This is a genomic window from Vibrio sp. SCSIO 43140 (assembly GCF_023716585.1).
GTDB lineage: Bacteria > Pseudomonadota > Gammaproteobacteria > Enterobacterales > Vibrionaceae > Vibrio > Vibrio maritimus_B.
The window spans coordinates 2,756,765-2,778,944 of record NZ_CP071850.1; the positions used below are offsets into that span (position 1 = coordinate 2,756,765).

The window sequence follows — 22,180 nt, forward strand, 5'->3', positions numbered from 1 at the left end:
TATGTTATCAAATAGATTTTTACACGCTCAAACTGTTATAACTTCCCTAAGGGATAATGGTTACACTAATACGGCTTATGCACTAGCAGAGTTAATTGATAATAGTCTTCAGGCTAAAGCTACTCGTGTTGAGCTAGGATTCATTGAAGAGCAAGCTAAAAATGGCAAAAGAAAAAACTTCGTAGTTTCAGAAATATCCCTATGGGATAACGGAGTTGGGATGTCACCAGAAACACTCCGAACAGCAATGCAATTCGGTGGTGGTGAACATAGGCATGATTTAGATGGGATGGGCAAGTTTGGTATGGGCCTACCAAATAGTTCTATTTCTCAGTGCAAACGTGTTGATATTTGGTCATGGCAGAACGGTGAAACGCCTTACCACACATACCTAGACGTTGATCAAATGGCTAATGGTGAGCTTGAAGAAGTTCCAGAGCCAGAGGTTCAAGATATACCAGAAAAGTATAAAAAGTCTCATTTTAGTTCTTTTCCAGCTTCCGGAACATTTATTTTATGGAGCAAACTTGACCGCTTGAATTGGAAAACTGGGAAATCTATATTTACTCATTGCGATAAAATTGTTGGGCGTATGTATCGAAATTTCATTCATACTGAGGAAATCAAAATAGAGAGTCGGACATACCAACCCCATGGCTCAAATGCCTTTACTCAGGTGGATAAAAAAGATTTTCAAGCCAATGACCCGATGTATTTGTTAAAAAACACATCTTTGCCGACACTGCCGGGTGAGTATGTAGATGAGGCATTTTTTGAGCTATTTGATGAGGATACTATTGATATCGAGTACGTAAATAACGAGGGGGAGTCAATTAAAGGAACAGTTTTAATTCGTGGTTCCATTGTTAAGAAATCTATATCAAATGCTATTTTATTGGAAAGTACAACTAGGCTAGGTTCGACTGTATGGGGCAAAGATTGCCAGAAAAACACTGGGGTATCAATCGTAAGAGCTAAACGTGAATTGGTACTTAGGGATAGCTTTCTTACACAGAGTTTAAGAGAGTCAAAGGGACGATTTATGGGCGTGGAGGTTAGCTTTCCACCAAGTCTTGATGAACTATTTGGTGTTACAAATAACAAACAAGATGCAATTAACTTAATTCCCTATGATAAAGAAAAAATGGCAGATGAATTGGGCTTTCCGTTGCTTTCAGACTATATGCGCGACCTAGAAGAAAACGAAGATTCTTTAGCCATTGTTTTCCATGTAACAGACCGAATAAAAGACATGGTGTCCGCGCTAGAGGCGGCTTTAAAGAACATTAGTATTGAACCTAGAAAGTCGGCTAACAATCACTCCGGCACGGATTCACCCGCAGCAAAAGCGACAGTTGGATCAAATTATCGTGAAACACATGGCAATTCTACTAAAGGATATGAAGAACCACTAAACAAAGATGAAGTTAAAAAAGTTATAGATGATATAGGATTGCCTCCAGAAGTTGCTGATGAAATTTTTGAAAAGAAACTAAGATTCCACATTGACTCAAAAGCTATGGATTCGGAAGCTTTTTTTGACGTTTCATCTCGAGCTGGTCTTACTCTGGTACTATTTAACACTAACCATGTTTTTTACCAAGAAGTCATGGCAAAGGTATCTGAACAAGAACGTCAAATTTTAGAAATAGCAATGGCTGGATTTGCGAGGGTAATGAATGAAGAAGGCCATTCAGAAGGACGTTTGCAATTCTTAAACAACATTCGTCGTGCTTGGGGTAAAGTCGTTACTGAATTTATTGATGGCCCCGTTGAAGAGGACATGAGTTTCCTTGAGTTATAATCAGCTTTTTAGTGGAGAAGAGTTGGCAAAAAAGATGTCAGCTCTTCTTAGAGAAACAGAACAAATACGAATTGTCTCAGCATACGTAACTTCGCCAGCAATCAAGTGGCTGAATGACAATGTACAACATTCAAATGTAAAAATTATAGGTAGGTTTGCTCCTCGAGACTTTTTATCTGGTGCCAGTAATGTGCAAGCCATAGAGATGGCTATTCAACATGGTTATGAAGTTTTTATGTTGGAAAACTTGCATGCTAAAGTTTATGAGTTGGATAGAACTACAATTTTTTCAGGAAGTGCTAACTTAACGTCGAAAGGATTTGGGTTATGCTCAACACCAAACTCTGAAGTTGCTGTAGAACTTCCATGCACTCCTCAAAATCAAGCATTTATCGATAAGTTTTTCCGTGATTCATTAGTTATTGATTCAGACCTCATTAAAAGAATGAATAAGATTCTTGATGAGCATTTGATTGAGAGTAATGAGGGAGAGGACATACCAGATTGGGAGTTCGATGTGAAATACACCGAATTGTTTGTGGTCGATCTTCCTCTCAGTCCCCCCTATGAAACGTGTGAAAGTTATGAAACTAATCCAGACTCAGATTTCGCACTGGTATACAAAGCTATGACACTATCCCCATCGTCTGGTTCAGCTGCATTTAAACGTTCTAAGTGTTATAAATGGCTATACAATGTCGTTTTTTCTGAGTTTAGGGGAGAGGTTCGCTTTGGTGAACTAGCAAAGCTTCTTCATAATGCAATAGCAGATGATCCTTCACCGTATCGTAAGCAAGTAAAAGATATACAAGTTAACTTACTGCTCTTTCTCGAATTGTTTGCTTCTGATACTTTTGAAATTGTCAAACCTGGGGCTCGGTCCCAGGTCATACGATTAAAAGATGTTTAAACAATGAATGAATACTTCGATTATGCTGCATCCACTCCAGTCTCTGATGCCGTACTGGAGGCTATGCAACTGGCAAAGCGAGAGCTTTGCAAACCCATCTGCCGCTCATCATGAAGCAGAGAAAGCTGCCAAGGCAATAGAGCAGGTGCGAGAAATTATTGCTGACAAAATCGGTTCGATGCCAAGTGAAATAATTTTTACTAGTGGTGCAAGCGAGGCTAATAACCTAGCCATGAAGGGAATTGTATTTCAACACTTAGCAGACAAAGGCCATATCATCACTTCAGCAATTGAACACAAGTGCATCTTAAACACTTGTGCTTTTCTGGAGGCGATTGGCTTCGAGGTGACTTATCTAGCGTCCAACTCTAGCGGTATTATAGAGGCTAGTTTCGTTGAGTCAGCGATAAGAGACAATACATTACTCATTTCGATTCATCATGTTGTAGTGGTTTAATGATCCCGGACACCAAATTAGGTGGTAAAGTCTCCACCACAAATAAGGTGTTCAATGACAAAACGACAACGACGTACATTTTCTTCAGAGTTCAAAGTAGATGCCGCAAGCTTGGTTCTTGATCAAGGTTACTCGATATCTGAAGCGGCATGTTCTCTAGATATCGGTGATACGGCCTTACGACGCTGGGTCGATCAACTAAAGATTGAGCGTGGCGGAGAAACTCCAACGGTTAAAGCTCTAACGCCAGATCAACAGAAGATCCAGGAGCTAGAAGCTAGGATTAATCGCTCAGAAAGAGAAAAATCCATACTAAAAAAAGCTACAGCTCTCTTAATGTCGGACGAACTCGAACGTTCTCGCTAATCGACCAGTTGAGGGAGCAAAAACCGGTCAAAGTTCTTTGTGAGCTGTTCGATGTCTCGTCTTCCTGCCACTACGAGTTTAAACAACGAAAGCCGGATGCCAATCGCATTCGGTTGGTCCGCCGAGTTAAGCAGCTTTTTAACATGAGTCGTGGCGCTGCTGGTAGTAGAACTTTTGCTTCTATGCTGCAGTCTGAAGGCTTCGATGTCGGACGCTTCAAAGTACGCAAGCTTATGCACGAAGCCAAGCTGGTAAGCAAACAACCAGGTTCGCATCGCTTTAAGCAGGCTATGCTAGAGCGACCAGATATCCCTGATAGGTTGAAGCGTAAGTTTTCTGTTTCCACTCCAAATGAAGTTTGGCGTGGCGATATTACTTACATCTGGTCCGGTTCAAAGTGGAGTTATCTAGCGGTTGTACTCGACTTGTTTAGTCGTCGAGTCGTCGAGTCGTCGAGTCGTGGGTTGGGCGCTATCAGACAAACCCAATGCAGAGTTGACCTGCAAAGCCTTGGATATGGCTTGGGAACAACGAGACCGACCTAGCGACGTGATGTTCCACTCAGACCAAGGAAGCCAATACAGCAGCCTAAAATACCGTCAAAGGCTTTGGCGGTATCGCTTCACTCAGAGCATGAGTCGCCGAGGTAACTGCTGGGACAATGCTCCTATGGAGAGGTTATTTAGAAGCCTAAAAACCGAGTGGATACCAGCAACGGGATACCTGACCCAAAATCAAGCAAAGAGGGATATCAGCTATTACTTGATGGATTACTACAATGGGCAACGGCCTCATCAAGCAAATGATGGGCTATCGCCAGTTACTGCCGAAAATCGGCTTAAATTAGTGTCCGGCATTTGTTGAACACTACAAATACGTTGTTTGTTGAAATGAAAAATTAATAACTATTAGCTTGTTACTAATGAAGTAATACTAAGAGCAATACCGGTAGTTTAATGTTAATTATTCTTTTTTAAAATTAGTGGTTTACAACGGCTTTACAGCTATCTCACTCACCGCCAAATTTTAAGCCCTAGCAGAAATGCTGGGGCTTTTTCGTTGTATAGTCTTTACTTCAAAATGGCTGCCCTAAAGATGTAAGGCACATCGTTAGGGCAGAATAGCTAACCCACCTTAAAACTCACTATCAACCTGAAACACCAATCGCTCTTTAGTATAAGGATGGTCAAGCTCCAATCTCTCAGCATGCAAATGCAAACGGCCAGCCTTCTCTCCATAAAGCGTGTCGCCAACCATTGGCATATTCAAGCCAAGATGATGAGCACTGTGAACGCGTAGTTGATGAGTTCGACCTGTTCGCGGGTACATGTACACCTTGCTTCGGCCATCACGCACTTCAATCAACTCCCAATGGGTCTCTGCTGGCTTGCCATGTTGGTAACAGACCAGTTGTCTTGGGCGATCATCAGGATCGCCTCGCATTGGGAGTGAAATATCACCTTCAGTCTGAGTCAGTTCACCTTCTAACATTGCGACATAGCGCTTTTGGACACCACGGGTAATGAACTGCTTTTGCAGGCTCTTGTTGGCGCGTTTGGTTAAGGCGAATACGAGTAAGCCGGATGTGGCCATGTCTAGGCGGTGAATGACATATGGACCTTCAACATCGGGGAATAGAGCTTGTAAACGCGTATTGGCTGAGTCTTTAATGGTCTTGCCTGGCACTGAAAGTAGGCCAGATGGTTTATTGATGACCACCATAGCTTCATCTTGGAACACAATTTCCAGTTCTTTGTCTTCTGCCCAGTTCTGTTCAAGTGGGTTAGGCTCGACGTTTAGACCTTGCAACATGTGCCCTAAGATAGGTTGGCACTTGTTATTGCATGATGGGTAAAAACTGCTGTGTTTTCGGATCTCTGACTTTGGCGATGCGCCCCACCAAAACTCCGCCAGAGCCAAGGGCCTAAAACCGTGCTTGTAGGCATACTGAAGCAGTTTTGGCGCCGCACATTCGCCTGCACCGGCTGGTGGAATCGGGGTTGTGGTTGCTGCGAAGATATCAACCAAGTCGCGCGTCTCGCCATGTTGATTTAAAAAGCGATACTGCTTGTGAAGTTTGTGTTGTAGAGCGTTTGATAGCACTCTATGGTGCTCTCTAAGCTGCGCAAGATTAGTCTCAAGCTCTTCTAGTCGTTGCTCTTTTACGGCGAGTTTATCTTCCCATTTAAGCTTTAGGTATTTGAGCGTGTTTTTTTCTGCGACGCTTTGCTTGCCAAGTTCTTCTAACAAGGTCTGAAGCTCTTCGCCACTTAGAGTTTGCTGCGCTTCTTTTCGCTGTTGCTTACGAATCGCACGACCTTGAATCATGATCTCGCGATGTGCTTGCTCTTCTTGTTGGTAAGCTGCGCGCTCGGTAGCGATTTGCTCTTTGAGAATTGCGATTTCTGGCGCGTTAGCAAAGGTTTTGTAGTTCGCAAGTGCTTTGGTGATGGCGTTAGTTTCTTCTCGGAAAAAACCGTCTTCGGTGAGCATGTCGAAAACAGGTGGCACAAATCCAGGTAAGAGATTCTGGTCTGCAATCTTGCCGGAAAAGGCACTCAAAAATCCGATTTCGCCTTGCGGGTTTTGCACCAATAAAACACCGAACATCTTTCCTCGACCTTGGCTTTCATCGTCTATTCCAAAATCATGAGTGAAGTCGGTTTGTGATTGCAGATACTGCTGGAGCTGGTTTGCTGCTAGTACACACAGTGGGTGCGGAGTGTAGTAGAACGGAAACGTAAATTGTTCAGGTAACTCGTAGCCTTCGATAGCAACATCAAATTGGTTAAAGCAGTGTTGGGGTGAGTGCATATTAAAGGCCGTAGGGTCATAGAAAATTGAGCACGGATTGTACCTTGTTTGGGGGGAATTTCCATTGGTAGTCGTGTCGGGTTTAGACACTCTTTGTTTAAGTCGAATAAGCCTTCACTTGCAGGCAGGACTAGCCGAAGCTGGCGCTATACGTGTCCTCACAACTGAGGAAGTGATCATACAAACCCGATAAAGTTGAAATGCAGCGCCGTGATACCCTTCTTATTAGTATGACACTCACCACTTGGCTAACGACATGGCGCACCTTTTCACCAACCGCAAACGAATTCATCATCTGACGGATAACGACGCTAGCGCTAAAACCCAGTTTAAATGGGAAACGCTGAATGCAGTCTTTTACAAGTTTGGTGGATTATTCTTCCTAGCTGGTAGCGTATTACTGTTCCCAAGCTTTCAAAGCTACTCGATGCTCGGACAATGGATCTTCTTTGCCGGTTCGCTCTGTTACCTGATCGTTAATGTCCACGACCTTTATGACGTCCACCGTTATTGGCGCAAAATATCCTCTGACGTATCGAGAAAACAGCTGGAATACACCGCCTCCTACATCTACTTGTTTGGCACGTTGATGTTTGTCGCAGGTCGAGTGTTTTTGTTTATCGATGATAGCTACTCTGCACTCAGCGCATTAATGTTCATTATTGGCAGTACGCTTTTTGTTATCGGTGCCAGCGTCAACATCGTTGCTGATACCAGTAGTGCTGGTGGTACTGAGGGGCTGCTTACCAACTTGACAGCGGTGACGTTTATAGTGGGCAGTGTGCTATTTGCTGTTGGTTCATTTCCAGGGCTTTGGGAAGGCGGAGTGCCTGACTCGTCGATTCAGCTTGCTAATTATCTGACTTGGCAGTTTCTGGTTGGGAGCTTTCTGTTCTTTCTTGGGGGGATTTTTAATTATTGGCGGGCTTATCATTACATTCAAAGAAACCTAGATGCTGAATACAAGACTTCATTACTTCAACCGCTTAGTTTCTAATTGCACGACAATCTCAGGGTTGATTGTCGCGTTTTGTATATAGAAAATCGAAGTGCTCATTCATTAGTCTGACCATGCAGCTTTGTTAGGATCATTGGATGCAATCCAATTAGGATCTTCTCGAGCCTCAAGGTAAAGCTGCAAGCCGTTATAAGAGGAGAATGCAGCCGGACCTCCAAGGTGTTCGAAATCATCAAAGTAATTATCTTCAAACGAACACAAGTCATCAAGATCTTTGATCTTCTTGCTTATTGCCCACTGAATAGCGAAAGCGGGAGCGATTGTGCCAGAAATAGCTACATCCTCTAGAGAAGATGTATTGGATGAGGCTTCAGCCGTTAAATATTCAACTTCTTTCTGTTCATATTCTTGAGTTGAGATTTCATTTAGAATTTCATCTCGCTCTAAGTGTGAGATATTTTTGTTTAGTAGTGCAATTCGAAGTGCATACCCGAAGCGCTCAGTTGTTAGAATATCTATTAAACGAACCATTAGTTCACGGTCAATGCTAGTGGCTTTGACATAGTAATCGATGCAAGTATTTAGCGATAGGAAGCGAACGCCATCATAACTAAAGCCTGAAGTATCATCATAACCCTCAAACGGTACTTCATCGATTGAAACATTCCAGCCTTTGAATGCTACCCGGCTTTTTGCAATCTCATACATTTCCCAAGCGCTTTGTCCGAATCCACCAAGAACGGAACCTGAAAATTCAGATTCCTTGAGTTCTTGCTCTATCCAGTTTTCACCGATGCCCAGATGTTTAGCATATTTCGTTATCAGCGAATGTTTAACTAGATCGCGTAAAGCCCATATAGAATGAACGTCACTATGATAATTCACTTTGGAGCACTCATCGCACATTGGAATAGCGATTGGTGAGTGCTCTAGTTTACTAACAGATTCCGCTGACTGTGGGAAATCAACGTAACCAATTGAGGGTTCGCCACAAAACCAACATATGTACCTTGAGTTGAAGGGTACATCCATCTGCAAATATGAGTTTGATGACATTGAAGCCCCTTATTTATAACAAGTTACACATGCACCACCACCTTCATCTAGGTCGTACATCGCATCCATGTCTAGGGTATCGATTAGCATGCTTTCATCGACCATAGCGTGCATACCTAAGCGACGCTTACGCTCGCGTGCTTTTTTCTTCTCGAAACGTTTCTGAACCTTTTCGTGATTTGCTTTAATCTGAGCAATACGTTCAGGGTTTTCTAGAGACTCTAGTGGCTCATTTGGCCCCATCCAGAAGAATGTTTCACCGTTTGCACTAGTCTCTGCTCGCTTTTCATAAGACTTTGCTTCCGCAAAGGCTTCTGGGTGTCGCTCCATCAAGCGAACCCATTCTATCTTGCGTTGGAAAAAGCAAAAGGTGCATCCTGAGCGAGAACGCCACTCATAATACTTTGGCAAACCAAGGCCCGCGCTATCAAGAATATCGAGAACACCTTGTTTCTTAATGCCATCATCAGCAAATGGCATCTTAATCTTGAGGTATTTTTGACTTTCATTTGGTCGATAGCCATCACGCCAAGGCTCATCTGCACGAATACCTACATACGAAACAACTTCATATCCTTCATCTAAGTAAGGCTTGATCCATTTTTCGAATGGTTCCAATTTCATTCGAATAGTGCACCAACGTTGCTGTCCTGCTGGCAGAAAGTTATTGTGCTGCTCTAGCCAGTAATCAAAACCTTTTTTGTCATTAATATGAAGAATTGGTTTACCCAATACAATTTCTAGCTGTTCCAAATACTCATAGACTTCTGGTAGCTCTTTACCTGTGTCAGTAAAAAAATAGTCGATATCTATTTCAGGGTAGTTTCTTGCCATGTAAACGGCAAGGGCAGCGCTGTCCTTACCACCAGATAACCCCAGAACGTGTTTAACTTTTCGTGTTTGACTCATGATTAATACCTATTCACTTAACCTTGAGCTTCCAGTGCTTGTTTCAATAGTGTCTGTAATACATGTATGCGCTCGAACTCATCCATTTCTAACTCTGTTAGAGTGCGCTCCACATCTTTAACTTTTTTATCTGCTTTGTCCTGTTTTATAATACGGACTTCTTTTTTATATGACTTCAGTTGACCGTCGTTATCTTCTAACACTAAGGAGACTAATTTAGTCTTAACGTCAGCAACATGCTTGTTCTGAGTAGTATCTGATGATTTTACGACGCTTAAGAAGTCTTGAGCAAATTCACTGATCTTTGTTGAAGCGGTAAGTAGTAAGCCTTCATTCCAGCTTTGTTTTCCACGGCCGACAACGATCTGGATCATGCTTTCCAACCACTCAAGTAGACCGTCTTCACTTTTCCCGAGCTCACGGGCAAACGCTTTTAAGCGAATGTCTCCTGCCTTGTGTTCTACAAGTTGACACATTGATGTAAGTTCTTCACCGCTTTCAGGGAAGAGCGATTTCACCTTTTGTTTTATACTCTTAAGCATTAATTCATGCTTGCTCCGAAGTACCTTGAAGTGACGTTCCAACACATCAATTTTCTGTGTGAAAGTGTATTCACCCTCAGGATCTAGGTACTTAGGTAGATCCACGATCAACAAAGCGTGTGGGTCATTAGCTTGTAGGAACAGATCTCGAACAGCAATGATTTTCTTGTTCTCATTTAGGTCTGCGTCAAAGTTATGTGCATTTTTGACCCAGTTCGGTAGGTTATGCATTGTTGTAACAAGTGGGCTAGCAACAGACAGAATATTGTTTGTTACGTTCCTATTGGTTTGAGCTGCGGTAAATGACGCTAAAAAGTGCAGCCAATCTTGTTCTTTCTTATCTAAAACAATGTACTTAACTGCAAGATCTTGCGGGGACTTAATTAGCTTGTGTACGTAATCAACATCAGGTTCTGCAATAAATGCATATTCACCGCCAAGGTCTTTTTCATAAAAAGCAATGTTATGACCTAGAGACTTCAAGAATGCCAGTAAGAAGATCGGTGTAACACCCTGTGTAATACCATAAGGGGCTTTGTTCCATAGAGCCACTATTTCTGACAAGCGAACATTGCGTCCAGCATTGTCTACTAAGTAATTGCTTGCAGCATCAAATAGAGCTTTTAACTTCGGATCAATGTTTGCATCGTGATGCCAGTGGCGATCATTTTCTGCTTCAGGCGTATGTATCGCTGTGTTCTTTAGACAACTAATGTACATTGACATTTCAGGTGGGTGACCAGTAATACCAAGGTTTTCTTCGTCTTCCTGGTCTAACATTGCTTCCAGCAATTTCTTCAGGGCAGAAACAGCAGTCCCTGATAGCTTATTGCGGTTTACAAGTTCGTTCATTACTACTGGTGTTGCATTAAACACCTTATCGGCTGTATCGCTTACTATTGCACTCAGTGTATTAGCTTTACTTTTTTGACCGAGGCAATACCAATCAGCATTACTAAATGCTTCAGCGATCGCGCCATTTAAGGCAATTTCAGCGTTCGTTAGTCGGCCGCTATACTCCTTTTGAGCAACATTATCGTGTTGCAACGTAGCACCTATCTCTTTGTCTGATTTTATTAGCTCTAGAGCATAAAGCTCCTTTGCAAGAGCAATAATCTCATCAGAACTCTTTGCGTTCGCCAAGATGAGGGTAGGGTGCTGTTTAGAGACTTCTCGTAGTTTTGTTTCATCCGTTTGGTTTAGTAGTAAAACCATATTTGCAAACTCACCTTTGCGCTGAGTAATAAGCTGCTCTGCAAAGTCGTTGTCGAAATGATGAGAAATAGATTGTTCGGCCCAGCGCAAGGTGCCCACTCTATGGTAGTAACCTTTTGCTATAATCTGGTTCGAGAAGACAATGTGGTTAATCGCTTCTTTGCTCGAGCCTTGTTGTTCAATTTTTTCTTCGATCAAACTTGGTATATCTAAATCTGAGCCTTCGAAAACGACCCATGAAGATAGATGTTTGCGGTAAATGACGCACGATGCATTTTTAAGGCCGAGAAGGTATTCATCCAGCTCTTCTTTATCGTTTATACCTGAGGCTGCAAGCAACATGTCTTCAGTTGCGTATAGATTTGCGGGCTTACCAAACAAAGTTATCAGCGCGATTGCTTTGAGAATTTCTATAGCCTTCTCTGGTACTTGTTTTTTAGTAGCTTGACGTATGGATTCCGTGGCAGCTGCCCAACCGTGACCATCAGGCGAACCAAGGATAGCATGCTCTAGGTTTACTTCTAAGTAATCCCAAAGGTTCTTTAATGTATAACGGGAATCGCGATTCACATTCTCTTTCAGGAACATTTGGAAGCTATTCTGTTCATGAGAGTTTAGAAAACTAAATGTGCTACGTTCATTCTGGCTGAATCGACGCTTCGAAATAGGGCCGAGCATTAGCGCCGTCAAAGGGTGTAAAGGTATACACTGCTCGAGTCGTTGTTTTAGTTGCTTCTTTCGGTCTGATTCTTCGTTGCCTAATGCCTCAAGTACTTGCTCAACGATACGGTCACCCGAATTGTCGATAGACTCAGCATGATTAATGGACTTTCCGATCAGGGCAACTGTCTCATCTGTTGAAACGTTATATAAAATATCATTATAACGGCCCTGAATCTTTGCCCATTCTTCTTGAAGCTTTGTTCCACGGTCTTTCGCATATTCACTGAATGCTTGGTGCAGTAAACCTAAGAAAATTACGGGCGTATCGATACGGCTTAGCACTTCAGCTAAATCTTGAAACAGGTGCAGCTCGCCTCGGTTTTTATTAATGAATTCTAGGCTTTTCCCCATCTCGTCTGCAAGAATAATAACGCCATCAACAAGATTTTCTACTTCTTCAAACAAGGCTTCCCATACTTCGATAAGATGAGACTCACTGCTGATGTTTACTTTATGATATTTATGGTGCAGCTCGGTTGTACTCGGGTGCTCTAATAAAGCAACCATAGTTGCGGACCAAAATGTTTCTATAGGTCCGTGAACACCACCAACCGCACGGATTTGAAGCCACCCTTTGTTATATGGGAGGCTCGCCGATAGTAGCTTTTTGCTTTCGTCATTGATTGCATTTAATGCAGATTCACGCAACTCAGAATTCTCGTGTAACAAGCCTGTCAACAACAGAGCGATAGTGGACTTGCCCGATCCATAAGGTCCGGTCAAAGTGTAAGCTTGTTGACCTGTTTGAGAATATTGGCGAAATAGTGTTTCTAGTGAGGACTGCGCTGTACCGTGATACACTAATCCTTGAAAGAATTCCGAGCTAAGATCGCTATCAATACGTGTAGAACGTTGTTGTCTTGTTGCAATAGAGTATTGTTTGTTAAGCGTCACGTCTTATTCCCCGTGATAGTAGTTTTCTAGGAACATCGCAGGATCTACATTTTGTAAATCTTCAAAACTGTGTTGAACTTGCCTCAAACCTTGCGTATCCGTCCAAGCAATCTTTCCGCCACTAAGAATTTCCAGTTCATCAAGCTTCTCACTCAGGCCACTTGTTGTTAAACGGAACACACGTCCAGGAGAACCCACATCGTTAAGCAGTGATTCGAAAGATAGAGTGTTGATATTATTTATTTTATTTCCGTCTGCGTCGATATTGTGACGTTGCATATAGTCGATTAAAGCATATCCAAACACAGGTGTAGGTAAGGATTTTTGTAACGACAATTCTGCTCTGTAGTCTTTAGCTGACTCTTGAGTAATGAGGCCTAACTCAGTGAAAGGTGACGTAAAGCTATCTTCGTTTACTTTGCCGGAAATCGATGTTTTAACGGCGTACATCTGAAACAAACAGTCGATATCTTTCTTCAGCGTAGCGTCCGTTAGATCTTTCTCATGATTCTCTAATGACAATTGAATATCCTTCGCCAGTTGAAGCTTATCGATCCTGACGCCATTGAAGTAATTGAAGAACCAACGCGCAGTATTAAGTTCTGCTTTTTGAGTATCTATTGATTGCATTAACCAGTGAAGTAACCACACAGTGCCAATGTTATCCAAGTATTCATCTAAGGCATCTTTCCCGATAAAGAGTTTTTCTGCGAGCTTAGTTAGTTCGTAGGTCTGCTTCTTTTTGTCAGTACATTCAACGAGATTAAGTGCGCGTATCCAGTGTCTTACGGATAGCACCATGTTCTTACCCATACCCATAGATGTCATCTGATCTTCGATGTTTTCTTTACTAGACAGAGAATTGCCTTGAATAACTTCTTGAATTATCTTGTAAATCCAGCCGTACCGGATAGGGAAGGTTTGATGCCCCGAGAACTTGAGGGTGCTAGATTCAATACTCAATGTGTTTACCTTGCATTTGTAATTGGAGATTTTATCCAAACAGAACTGAGAGTGTATCAGATAGATGCCTTGCAACATAGGAGCAAAACTTCCTTTGAGAAGCAAAATAGTATCTATTCGAAATTTACGGTACACCATACTAAACATGGTAGAAATAAAATAGCTTTAATGTTATAAAAGGACAATTATTCGGCGTATCAGTTACCTAGGAAATCTAAATGCAAAAGTCCTTAGACATATTCAAGGCAGAGCCTCAGTCAGTTTTTGACGTCATATGCGATCGGAAAACAACAGGCTTTTATATGCCTGCGTATCAACGGCCTTACTCTTGGGAAGAAACGCATATTAGAGATTTGTTCTCTGATTGTGAAAATGTTTTTAGAAACTTATTAGAATCATCAGATGCCATTATTTTCCTTGGTTCGGTTCTTAGCGTCGATGACAGTGAAGGTAACACCGTTTACCCAATTGCTAAAAGGCATACACCAACAACGATTAAGCTAATCATTGATGGGCAGCAAAGACTGTCGACTCTGATGTTAATCATTTTGTGCTTGAACGAAAGGTTAAGAATACTACTACCTCAATTAAAAAAGGCCATCAAGAAGGAAGAGAATGAGGAATCACTAGATGCTCTAGAACAACTTCGTGAAGTGGTTTCTGAGCTCATACGAGATACATCAAACTATTCAGTAGAAACGACAGCGGACCATGAGCTTTACAAGTTTCTACCAAAAATCATTCGGTCCCAAGTAGATCGCTGGGGTAAAGATGAACGCAAGGCCATTTATGAGAGCCCAATTTCGCAGTTATTGAGCTCCTATCAAAGGCACACTCTAGAGCAGGAGAGTAGTTCTATTTTCAAACCCTTAGAACTCTCTTCTTTTGATGAAGGTTCAAAGCGTGTAGTAAGTAATATCAAAGAAATTCGAAAGCAATTAGATTGCGTTGAAAAGGGGTTTAAGTTCAAGCTACCTGGGGGGGATGTTGAAGAGCCTCTTTCTGTTGAAGACTTTGTAGGTGTCGAAACGTTAGACAAATGCTTAGATTTTCCGGTAGATGAGCATCTTCTCAATGCCTCGAGAGCAAATGATAAGATCGATCAAATAGTATACCTAGTAGCTTTCTCAAAGTTCTTATTGCACAGAGTATGTTTGACATTTGTACAAGTTGATAATGAGTCTTATGCGTTTGACATGTTTGAAGCTTTAAACACCACTGGTGAGCCACTCACTGCAATAGAAACGTTTGTACCAAAAGTCATTGAGCACATCGGTAGAAAGCGGAAGGACGGTGCGGCGGAAGAAGACCTTGAAGGACTGATGAGTTTGCTCAACGGTGTCACAGAGCGTTTTGAAAATATCATTAAAAACAAAGAAAAAAATGACAAAACGAAAGCACTGATCCTGGCATTTGTTAGAGCTTACGTTGGAAAGGTTAAAGTTACCACTCTTCGAGATCAGAGAGATGCAATGCTGAAGAGCTATGAGGACTGTAGTTTCCATCGTAAGGATGAATATCTAGAGTATTTAGCAACCTCAGCTGACTTTTTATTTGAACATTGGCAGCTACCTGCCTCTGACGTTAAAGAGCTGGTACCAACAGAAAGTAAGGAAGTATCGAATGTTTGTTTGCGGTATCTAGCGGATATAAAACATGACATAGCACAAAGCCTATTGATCCAATTTATTCTACAAGATAAGAAATGTGGAGATACTGGTACTCAGTTTTCAAGCTTTGAACCTGCTTTGAAGGCGGTAACTGCATTTAGTGTCCTTTGGCGAGCAATGAGCGGTGGTGCTGATGGTATTGATGCTGTTTATCGAAAGCTGCATGAGAAAGGTATTGATGGTATCCCATATCAGCTCCGATCTAGTGACCTGACATCTGAGCACCCAAATGTGGACAAAGTTAAGGCGTTTTTCAGAGAAGAACTAAAAGATAAAATTAGAAGTAAAGGCTCTCCTCAGAATTTAGAGTTTGAACAGTGGCTAGATATATGTTCAAAGCAGCAACTTCTTGACAAACCAAAAAATACTAAGTTTTTGTTGTTAGCCGGATTCCATAACTTGGAACTAGTAGATGGTGGCTTCAACCGAGTGAGTAGTAATGGTACCGATTACTTCACAACTATGATGTGGGAGTTACTGTCTAGCAAAGATCGCATTAAAAAGGTCTATGAGGGAAGCTCCCAAAGTGCGTTTAAGAAATGGGGAGATAGTGATATATCGAGCCCGGATGTATATAACAAACTTGGTAATGTTCTGGTGGATGCTAGAAATAGCATTTCTTCGAAAACTCAAGAATCGTGGTATGACCTCAAGCAGCATATGTTAGAGGCGCTTTCCAATGATTCTATCGATGAGATTGAGACGATATTGAACTCAGAATCGGAGTTATCCGCCGAAGCAGTAAAGAACGCTTCGCTGCTAATGCTAGAGAAGAAATTCTTGGAGATAACTTGGGCTGAATCTTGGAACAAAACAGCTATCGAAGAACGAACAGAGATTCTGTTAAAAAATGCTTGGTTGAATCTGACTGAATGGCTTGATTGGGAAGCGTAATGAAGTTATCTGACCTACAGCTAAAGGGAAAGTATGACTCAGATGAAGATGACATTTTGGAGTCTTTCCACAATCCTTTGCTTTCCGTTGCCGAAAGGTACGATAGAGCTGTAGGTTATTTCTCATCGGAGGTTTTAGTATCAGTCTGTGAAGGCCTGGATCATTTTATTCGAGCTAATGGACAGATGAGATTAATTATTGGTGATCCACTATCTGACAGCGAATATGAGGCTGTGATGGAGGGTAAAATCAATCCAATAGCTTCTCGTTCAGAGACATTAGAAAGGATATTAAACGACACCTATAATAGAAACTTAAAAATACTCAAGTACTTAATAGCCACAAAGCACTTGGAAATTAAGTTTGCTTTTACTCACCAAGGAATGTTCCATAAAAAAATAGGTGTTTTTTATAAAGGTGACGAAATGGTCACCTTTAATGGTTCGGCAAATGAGACAATTAGAGGACTGACCAAATATAACGCTGAAGAAATAACGGCTTATTTTAGTTGGGAGAAAGAGCACTTTGATAAATATGGCAAATATGAAGTCACTAAGTTCGAAGAGCTATGGTCTGATTCAAGTAAGAGGACGAAAGTTATCGAACTTGACTCGGAGTCATACGCCAGGATTCAAACTAGTGTTGAGCCAGAAAGCTTATACCGTGAACTATTTCCTGAAGAAATAAACCAAGTTAATGAAGATAAGTGTGAAAGACACTCACCATTTTTTGCGTATAGTTTCCCCAAGTCGGCCCAAAAAGTTTCCGCGATAGACATTAAGTCTATGCTACCAAGAACGCCATTAAATATAAAAGGGAAGCCCTTCCAGCTTTTTGCACATCAACGCGAAGCAATCAATAGTTGGAAGAGTGCTGATCATCAGGGACTTTTCAAACTCGCGACAGGGTCAGGAAAGACATTTACATCAATATGTGCGATGGTTGAATTATATGAGGAACGTAGGCGTAACAATGAATCCACATTCGTAATGATTAGCGTGCCATATATTGAGCTTGCAAATCAGTGGGTTGAGGAGTTAACTGCCTTCAATGTCTCTCCGATTAGGTGCTACGATGGCTTTGAGTCTTGGGCTTCATTGCTCGATAAAAAAATTCTCCGCTTTTTAGGAGGTTCTCTCCCATTCGTATGTGTGGTTGTTGTAAATCGCACTTTGTCAGATTCGCCTTTTCAGCAGCGTATTAGTAAAATTCCCGTCTCGAGTTTAATGGTCATTGGAGATGAGTGCCATAATTTAGGAAGCCAGGGCTATTATGAAGCTCTCCCATGTGCCCAGTATAGGATAGGTCTTTCTGCTACTCCTTTTAGAAGCGATGAAGATGAGGTCGAGGGGACTCCGTTTCCTGATACCGCTAAGCAGAACTTGTTATCTTACTTTAACGGCATTGTGGCTGAATACTCATTGAGTGACGCGATTAGAGATGAAATTCTTGCTCCTTACAGGTATGAGCTAGTACCTGTTTACCTTACCGATGACGAGCAGGAAAAATATGAAGACTATTCTCTAAAGATTCAAAAGCTTATTCTAAAAGCAAAATCTAGTGGTTTAAGTGGAGAAGAGAGGGGAGCGCTGACAAAGTGGTGTGGTTTTAGAGCGAGGTTACTAGCGACTTGCTCGGGTAAACTTCCATCGCTATTAAACTATCTTCAATCCAAACAGAAAGTAACGTTATCCCACTCATTAATATATGTAGGAGAAGGTAAGTCTGATAGTGACAACTATTACATTTCGGAAGTTACTGATGCTCTGCATAGCATAGGTTGTAAAGTAGCGAAATTTACATCGGTTGAAACGAGTAAGGAACGCGCAACGATAATGAACAACTTTAAAGATAAGAGTATAGATGCTCTTGTTGCTATGAAGGTATTGGACGAAGGAATTGACGTTCCAGTATGTAAGAGTGCTTACATACTAGCAAGTACAAGAAACCCTAGGCAGTATGTGCAAAGGCGAGGGCGCGTACTTCGTAAGTCTGAAGGCAAAGAGCAAGCTTCGATTGTTGATTTTGTTGTACTTCCATTACCTGGAAGTAGAAGCTCATTTAGTGATAATTTACGTAAAGCTGAACTGGAACGAGTTAACGACTTTAAACTAACCGCTCTTAACTCAAGGGAAGTGGAAGAAAGAGCATTTGAATTAGGTATCATATAATGGATCCGAGTATTTTTCAGTCATTCAAAGACTCATTAAAAGAAATGATCGAGGAGACAAAAGTGTCTCATGACGATTACTCAAAAAAATCGGCAGCTCATAAAGCAGCTCTGCAAGTCATGCAGTTTGAGAAAGAGCTTTACTATGGTGATGTATCTCAAAGTCGGCATATCGTTAAGATTAAAGAAATAATTGAAATTAACGCGGAAGATATCGTCAATGAAGCTAATTAAGTTAGAAGTTAATAACTTTCGTCAGTTCTATGGAAAGCAAGTAATCAACTTTTCGGTTGAGCAGGAAAGAGGCGTTACGCTAATACATGGCGAAAATAATGGTGGTAAAACCGCTTTGCTGAATGCTCTACGTTGGTGTCTATATGAAGAAACAACGGACAACCTGCTTGATCCCAAAAAGCTATTGAATAAACATGCCGAGGCTGAAGGTTCTAGTACCTTTAGTGTTTTTCTTCAGTTGGAGCACGACAACCGATTGCTTGAAGTTCGAAGAGTACAATCTAAGTCCAATAGCAAGAGTGATTTAAAAGTATTTGAGATCGTTGATGGTTGTTATTCAGACAAGCAAGAAGACTCACCGAACACTTTGATTAACACATTTTTACCTAAAGAGATGTCGCAGTACTTCTTTTATCAAGGTGAGGGGACTGGTACTCTCAGTAGTCAAAATGACTTTTCACATATTAAAAGTGCGATCGATAAAGTTTTAGGGTTAACTGTAGCGAACAAAACAGTTTCTCACCTCGAGAAAATAAAAACTGATTATCAAAGGGATTTGAGACAGTTTGATACTAGCAATGAGATTGATACTCATATAGCTAACAAAGAAACATTACAAGAACTTATGCTAAAGGAACAAACCGAGCTAGAACAAAAGAGATTAGCTTTATCAGAGGCTCAAGTTGTTTATGATGAGCAAGTAGCTAAGTTAGCGCGATTTGATAAGACTGCTATTGAGGACAAGATAAAGCTCCGAGGTCAGAAAACACGGCTTAAAAGTGATTTTGAAAGGAAGCTCAAACAGCTCAAAATACAAAAATCTAAAGAAACGTTGAAGTTCGCGAACGATTGCTTTAGCTCTAGGTTATCATTGTTTGATCCTAGTGCTATAAACACTGAAGAACTGAACAAGTCTTTGAGATATTCTGTAGATAAGCAGTTGCTTCAAGAGATACTACATAACCAAGAGTGTATTTGTGGGACGAACATTAGTGCTAGTAGCCAAGCTGCAGCGCTAATCGAAGAGCTTGGAAAGCATGCAGTAGACCCTGATTTAAAGAGACGTTGGCGACAGGTGGTAGCTCTAAGTAAGTCACTTCGTGCACTAAGCTCTCCGAAAAAAGAGATGCAAGAGCTTTTGGATCAACTTGATGATTGCGAAGATAACTTGCTTGCTTTGAATAAAGATATAAAAGAGCTAAGCATTACGATTGTTGAATCAGATATTGATGATATCAAAGATATTGAAAGTGAAAAAAATAGAGCGTGGACTGTACTCGAATCTATTAACCGAAGAATACCCATACTAGAAAATAACATTAGAAAAAGAAAAATAGATATTGATGGTTTCGATTTGAAAATCTCTAAGGCATCTTCATCACAGCCTAGAGCAGAGAAGATTCGTAATCTCATTGTTGCCACTCAAGAAATTATTAAGCTTTACGAAGAAGCTATTTCATCTTCACAAAAGGGTGTGGACGTTGTGCTTTTGACGAAGATGCGTTCTTTGTTTAGCAAAGTAGCGTTTAATGGATATACAGTTAAAAAAGATACTACAGGGGCTAAAAATAACTCTTTTACATGGGCAATTGTCGACAAGGAGGGCAAGCGAGTCGCCGCTGGAAACGGCTATCAGGCTATGCTCTCTATTTCGTTTATCGTCGCTCTAATTGAGTTTTCAAAAGAAAGAGCAGGTGACAAGCAACACCTTCTTACGCCGGGAACCGTAGCTCCATTTATTGCCGATTCGATTCTAGCATTCATTGGTCCAGATAATGGGCGAGAACTTGTGCGCTATATTGCTGATAAAGTTGATCAAGCAATATTTATGTTCTCGCAAGCTCAGTGGACTGAGTCTCATACAGATCAGGGTATCAGATCCCGTGTAGGAAAAGAGTATAACTTAGTTCAGCATACTGTTTTGACAGAAGATGAGTTCAAAGGGTCTTATCCTACAAAGCTTTCAGTTCAGGGTAAATCCTACGATGTAGTTAGGTTCGGTAGTGATTTTGATAAAGTAACAATTGAAGAGGTATCGGTTGATGGCTGAATTGACAGATTGGCGTAAACTTCAAGTTTATCGAGATTCATGCTTTGAGTCTTTGGAGTCTAAACTTTGCACGAACAAAGGTTCAACGGATCCAAACGCCTTTGGAGCAATTAAAGACTTAATGGTATTTGCTGCTCTTGTTGGTTATCAACTTGACAAGTTCGAACCGCTTACAGATAAATCCTCAGGTTCTTCAATTCTACTTGAGACATATGCAAGCACAGACAAAGACTCTTACATCTACTTGATCGCGTTAGCTAAAGAGCCTTCGCTGGATATATTGAAGAACGAACAACTTCGCAAGGCGATTGGTATCTTTGAGGCATACTGTAATGGTGGATTAAAATACATCGACTCTTGGCTGATGAAAAATATAAGCGAACCTTTGGTTACTAACACCTTGTTTAATCAAACTTTGGAATTTTTAATTGAGAATGACTAACTATTTTGATTACGCAGCCTCTACACCAGTTTCACAACTAGTATTAGATTCTATGTCTCAATGGCAAAACGAGAGTTTTGCCAACCCTTCTGCCGCCCATATAGAGGGCGAGTCCGCGAAAGCTGCAATTAGAGAGTCTCGAATACTGATTGCTGAAAAACTTGGAGCTATGCCAAGTGAGATTATTTTTACAAGTGGTGCGAGTGAGTCAAACAATTTAGCGATCAAAGGTCTAGCATTTAGGCACTTGAACGAAAAAGGGCACTTGATTACTTCTACAATTGAACATAAATGTATCTTGAACACTTGTGCATATTTAGAAGAAATAGGTTTCAAAGTAACCTACCTCAAACCCGATGCGAATGGCTTAATATCACCAGCGCAAGTCGAAGATGCAATCAGGTCAGACACGTTACTTATTACAATTCACCATGTAAACAACGAGCTTGGGACTGTTCAGCCGATTGAAAAGATAGGAGCGGTAGCGTTTGACCATAACGTGCCATTCCACACAGATGCTGCGCAAAGCTTTTGTAAACTTGACATCGATGTCGATGATATGAATCTAGACATGCTCTCCTTGTCAGGGCATAAGATCTATGGCCCGAAGGGTATTGGCGCGCTCTATGTCAGGGATGCTCGCGATTCCAGTATTGTTCCACTAATTCACGGTGGTGGTCAGGAATTAGGTTTGCGGGGAGGAACTTCACCTACCCCCCTAATTGTGGGTTTAGGTACGGCAGTAGCAAGCTTTCCCTCTCAGGCAGATATGCAACAAATACATCTTGAGGAGGTTCTCAGTGGTTATCACTTTAGACGCAATGGTGGATGCAATGCTCTAGCAACTACTTGGAACATTACGTTTGATACTGACGATGAAGTAAAGCGATTCATCAAAGAACAAGATTGGCTCATCTCTCAAGGCTCTGCCTGCAACGCGATGTCCAACACACCTTCTCATGTCCTCAGCGCTATAGGTTTATCAGAAGAAGAAGCTCGTCGAAGCTACCGCATAAGTTTACCTCCATTCAAGGTCATGAATTAGGACTCAATCCCTTGTCACGCGATCAACTTCTAACTACGATACTATCTAGTGAGCACTTATAGAT

At 41.4% G+C, this 22,180-nt stretch carries 15 protein-coding genes and 1 pseudogene; 11 read left to right on the forward strand and 5 right to left on the reverse strand.

Features of this window, described 5'->3' with window-relative positions; all coding sequences use genetic code 11:
* Nucleotide 1 precedes the first annotated feature (1 nt).
* The 4 genes and pseudogenes from J4N45_RS13260 (at nt 2) to J4N45_RS13275 (ending at nt 4,401) form a co-directional block, all read left to right on the forward strand.
* Nucleotides 2–1,804, forward strand: coding sequence for an ATP-binding protein (locus tag J4N45_RS13260; protein WP_252011772.1), 1,803 nt, complete (start codon nt 2–4; stop codon nt 1,802–1,804).
* Nucleotides 1,794–2,714: a phospholipase D-like domain-containing protein gene (locus tag J4N45_RS13265; protein ID WP_252011774.1), complete on the forward strand. Its 921-nt coding sequence runs from the start codon at nt 1,794–1,796 to the stop codon at nt 2,712–2,714. The genes J4N45_RS13260 and J4N45_RS13265 overlap by 11 nt, the downstream gene beginning before the upstream one ends.
* A gap of 7 nt (nt 2,715–2,721) precedes the next feature.
* Nucleotides 2,722–3,171 carry an aminotransferase class V-fold PLP-dependent enzyme gene (locus tag J4N45_RS13270; protein ID WP_252011776.1) on the forward strand — a complete coding sequence of 150 codons (450 nt, stop codon included), beginning with the start codon at nt 2,722–2,724 and terminating at the stop codon, nt 3,169–3,171.
* 54 nt (nt 3,172–3,225) lie between these two features.
* Nucleotides 3,226–4,401 (forward strand): annotated as a pseudogene (locus J4N45_RS13275) (IS3 family transposase).
* Between the two features lie 270 nt (nt 4,402–4,671).
* On the opposite strand, the gene J4N45_RS13280 reads toward J4N45_RS13275, so the two are convergent.
* A complete protein-coding gene (locus J4N45_RS13280) occupies nt 4,672–6,351 on the reverse strand; it encodes an RluA family pseudouridine synthase (protein WP_252011779.1) in 1,680 nt (559 codons plus the stop codon).
* Nucleotides 6,352–6,607: 256 nt separating this feature from the next.
* Here J4N45_RS13280 and J4N45_RS13285 point away from each other — a divergent pair, with 256 nt between their 5' ends.
* Nucleotides 6,608–7,348, forward strand: coding sequence for a YrhK family protein (locus J4N45_RS13285; RefSeq protein ID WP_252011781.1), 741 nt, complete (start codon nt 6,608–6,610; stop codon nt 7,346–7,348).
* 63 nt (nt 7,349–7,411) lie between these two features.
* Here the strand turns inward: J4N45_RS13285 and J4N45_RS13290 are convergent, their stop codons facing one another.
* The 4 genes from J4N45_RS13290 to J4N45_RS13305 are packed head-to-tail and all read right to left on the reverse strand — an operon-like array spanning nt 7,412 to nt 13,611.
* Nucleotides 7,412–8,365, reverse strand: a complete 954-nt coding sequence (locus tag J4N45_RS13290; RefSeq protein WP_252011783.1) for a hypothetical protein — start codon at nt 8,363–8,365, stop codon at nt 7,412–7,414.
* Nucleotides 8,366–8,374: 9 nt separating this feature from the next.
* A complete protein-coding gene (locus J4N45_RS13295) occupies nt 8,375–9,274 on the reverse strand; it encodes a phosphoadenosine phosphosulfate reductase family protein (protein WP_252011785.1) in 900 nt (299 codons plus the stop codon).
* A 17-nt stretch (nt 9,275–9,291) separates the two neighbouring features.
* Nucleotides 9,292–12,648 (reverse strand): hypothetical protein, encoded by a 3,357-nt coding sequence (locus J4N45_RS13300; RefSeq protein ID WP_252011787.1) that lies wholly within the window; start codon nt 12,646–12,648, stop codon nt 9,292–9,294.
* Between the two features lie 3 nt (nt 12,649–12,651).
* Nucleotides 12,652–13,611 (reverse strand): DUF4007 family protein, encoded by a 960-nt coding sequence (locus J4N45_RS13305; protein WP_252011790.1) that lies wholly within the window; start codon nt 13,609–13,611, stop codon nt 12,652–12,654.
* A 218-nt stretch (nt 13,612–13,829) separates the two neighbouring features.
* On the opposite strand from J4N45_RS13305, the gene J4N45_RS13310 reads away from it, so the two are divergent.
* Genes J4N45_RS13310 through J4N45_RS13335 form a run of 6 tightly spaced genes read left to right on the forward strand, consistent with a single transcriptional unit; the run spans nt 13,830 to nt 22,116 of the window.
* Nucleotides 13,830–16,175, forward strand: coding sequence for a DUF262 domain-containing protein (locus tag J4N45_RS13310; protein ID WP_252011792.1), 2,346 nt, complete (start codon nt 13,830–13,832; stop codon nt 16,173–16,175).
* Nucleotides 16,175–18,346 (forward strand): DEAD/DEAH box helicase family protein, encoded by a 2,172-nt coding sequence (locus tag J4N45_RS13315; RefSeq protein WP_252011795.1) that lies wholly within the window; start codon nt 16,175–16,177, stop codon nt 18,344–18,346. Before J4N45_RS13310 ends, J4N45_RS13315 begins: the two co-directional genes overlap by 1 nt.
* On the forward strand, nt 18,346–18,579 hold the full coding sequence (locus tag J4N45_RS13320) for a CxC ATPase DNA modification system associated small protein (RefSeq protein WP_252011797.1): 234 nt from the start codon (nt 18,346–18,348) through the stop codon (nt 18,577–18,579). The genes J4N45_RS13315 and J4N45_RS13320 overlap by 1 nt, the downstream gene beginning before the upstream one ends.
* Nucleotides 18,566–20,629 carry an AAA family ATPase gene (locus J4N45_RS13325; protein WP_252011799.1) on the forward strand — a complete coding sequence of 688 codons (2,064 nt, stop codon included), beginning with the start codon at nt 18,566–18,568 and terminating at the stop codon, nt 20,627–20,629. The genes J4N45_RS13320 and J4N45_RS13325 overlap by 14 nt, the downstream gene beginning before the upstream one ends.
* Entirely contained in the window at nt 20,622–21,071 is a 450-nt protein-coding gene (locus tag J4N45_RS13330) for a DNA phosphorothioation-associated 4-like protein (RefSeq protein WP_252011800.1), read from the forward strand. Before J4N45_RS13325 ends, J4N45_RS13330 begins: the two co-directional genes overlap by 8 nt.
* Nucleotides 21,064–22,116 (forward strand): cysteine desulfurase family protein, encoded by a 1,053-nt coding sequence (locus J4N45_RS13335; RefSeq protein ID WP_252011801.1) that lies wholly within the window; start codon nt 21,064–21,066, stop codon nt 22,114–22,116. The genes J4N45_RS13330 and J4N45_RS13335 overlap by 8 nt, the downstream gene beginning before the upstream one ends.
* Nucleotides 22,117–22,180: the final 64 nt, after the last annotated feature.

Excerpts from the sequence above, each read along its gene's own strand:
- J4N45_RS13260 (WP_252011772.1), top strand. The coding sequence starts at position 2 with ATGTTATCAAATAGATTTTTACACGCTCAAACTGTTATAACTTCCCTA.
- J4N45_RS13270 (WP_252011776.1), top strand. The coding sequence starts at position 2,722 with ATGAATACTTCGATTATGCTGCATCCACTCCAGTCTCTGATGCCGTAC.
- J4N45_RS13280 (WP_252011779.1), bottom strand. The coding sequence starts at position 6,351 with ATGCACTCACCCCAACACTGCTTTAACCAATTTGATGTTGCTATCGAA.
- J4N45_RS13285 (WP_252011781.1), top strand. The coding sequence starts at position 6,608 with ATGGCGCACCTTTTCACCAACCGCAAACGAATTCATCATCTGACGGAT.
- J4N45_RS13290 (WP_252011783.1), bottom strand. The coding sequence starts at position 8,365 with ATGTCATCAAACTCATATTTGCAGATGGATGTACCCTTCAACTCAAGG.
- J4N45_RS13295 (WP_252011785.1), bottom strand. The coding sequence starts at position 9,274 with ATGAGTCAAACACGAAAAGTTAAACACGTTCTGGGGTTATCTGGTGGT.
- J4N45_RS13310 (WP_252011792.1), top strand. The coding sequence starts at position 13,830 with ATGCAAAAGTCCTTAGACATATTCAAGGCAGAGCCTCAGTCAGTTTTT.
- J4N45_RS13315 (WP_252011795.1), top strand. The coding sequence starts at position 16,175 with ATGAAGTTATCTGACCTACAGCTAAAGGGAAAGTATGACTCAGATGAA.
- J4N45_RS13320 (WP_252011797.1), top strand. The coding sequence starts at position 18,346 with ATGGATCCGAGTATTTTTCAGTCATTCAAAGACTCATTAAAAGAAATG.
- J4N45_RS13325 (WP_252011799.1), top strand. The coding sequence starts at position 18,566 with ATGAAGCTAATTAAGTTAGAAGTTAATAACTTTCGTCAGTTCTATGGA.
- J4N45_RS13330 (WP_252011800.1), top strand. The coding sequence starts at position 20,622 with ATGGCTGAATTGACAGATTGGCGTAAACTTCAAGTTTATCGAGATTCA.
- J4N45_RS13335 (WP_252011801.1), top strand. The coding sequence starts at position 21,064 with ATGACTAACTATTTTGATTACGCAGCCTCTACACCAGTTTCACAACTA.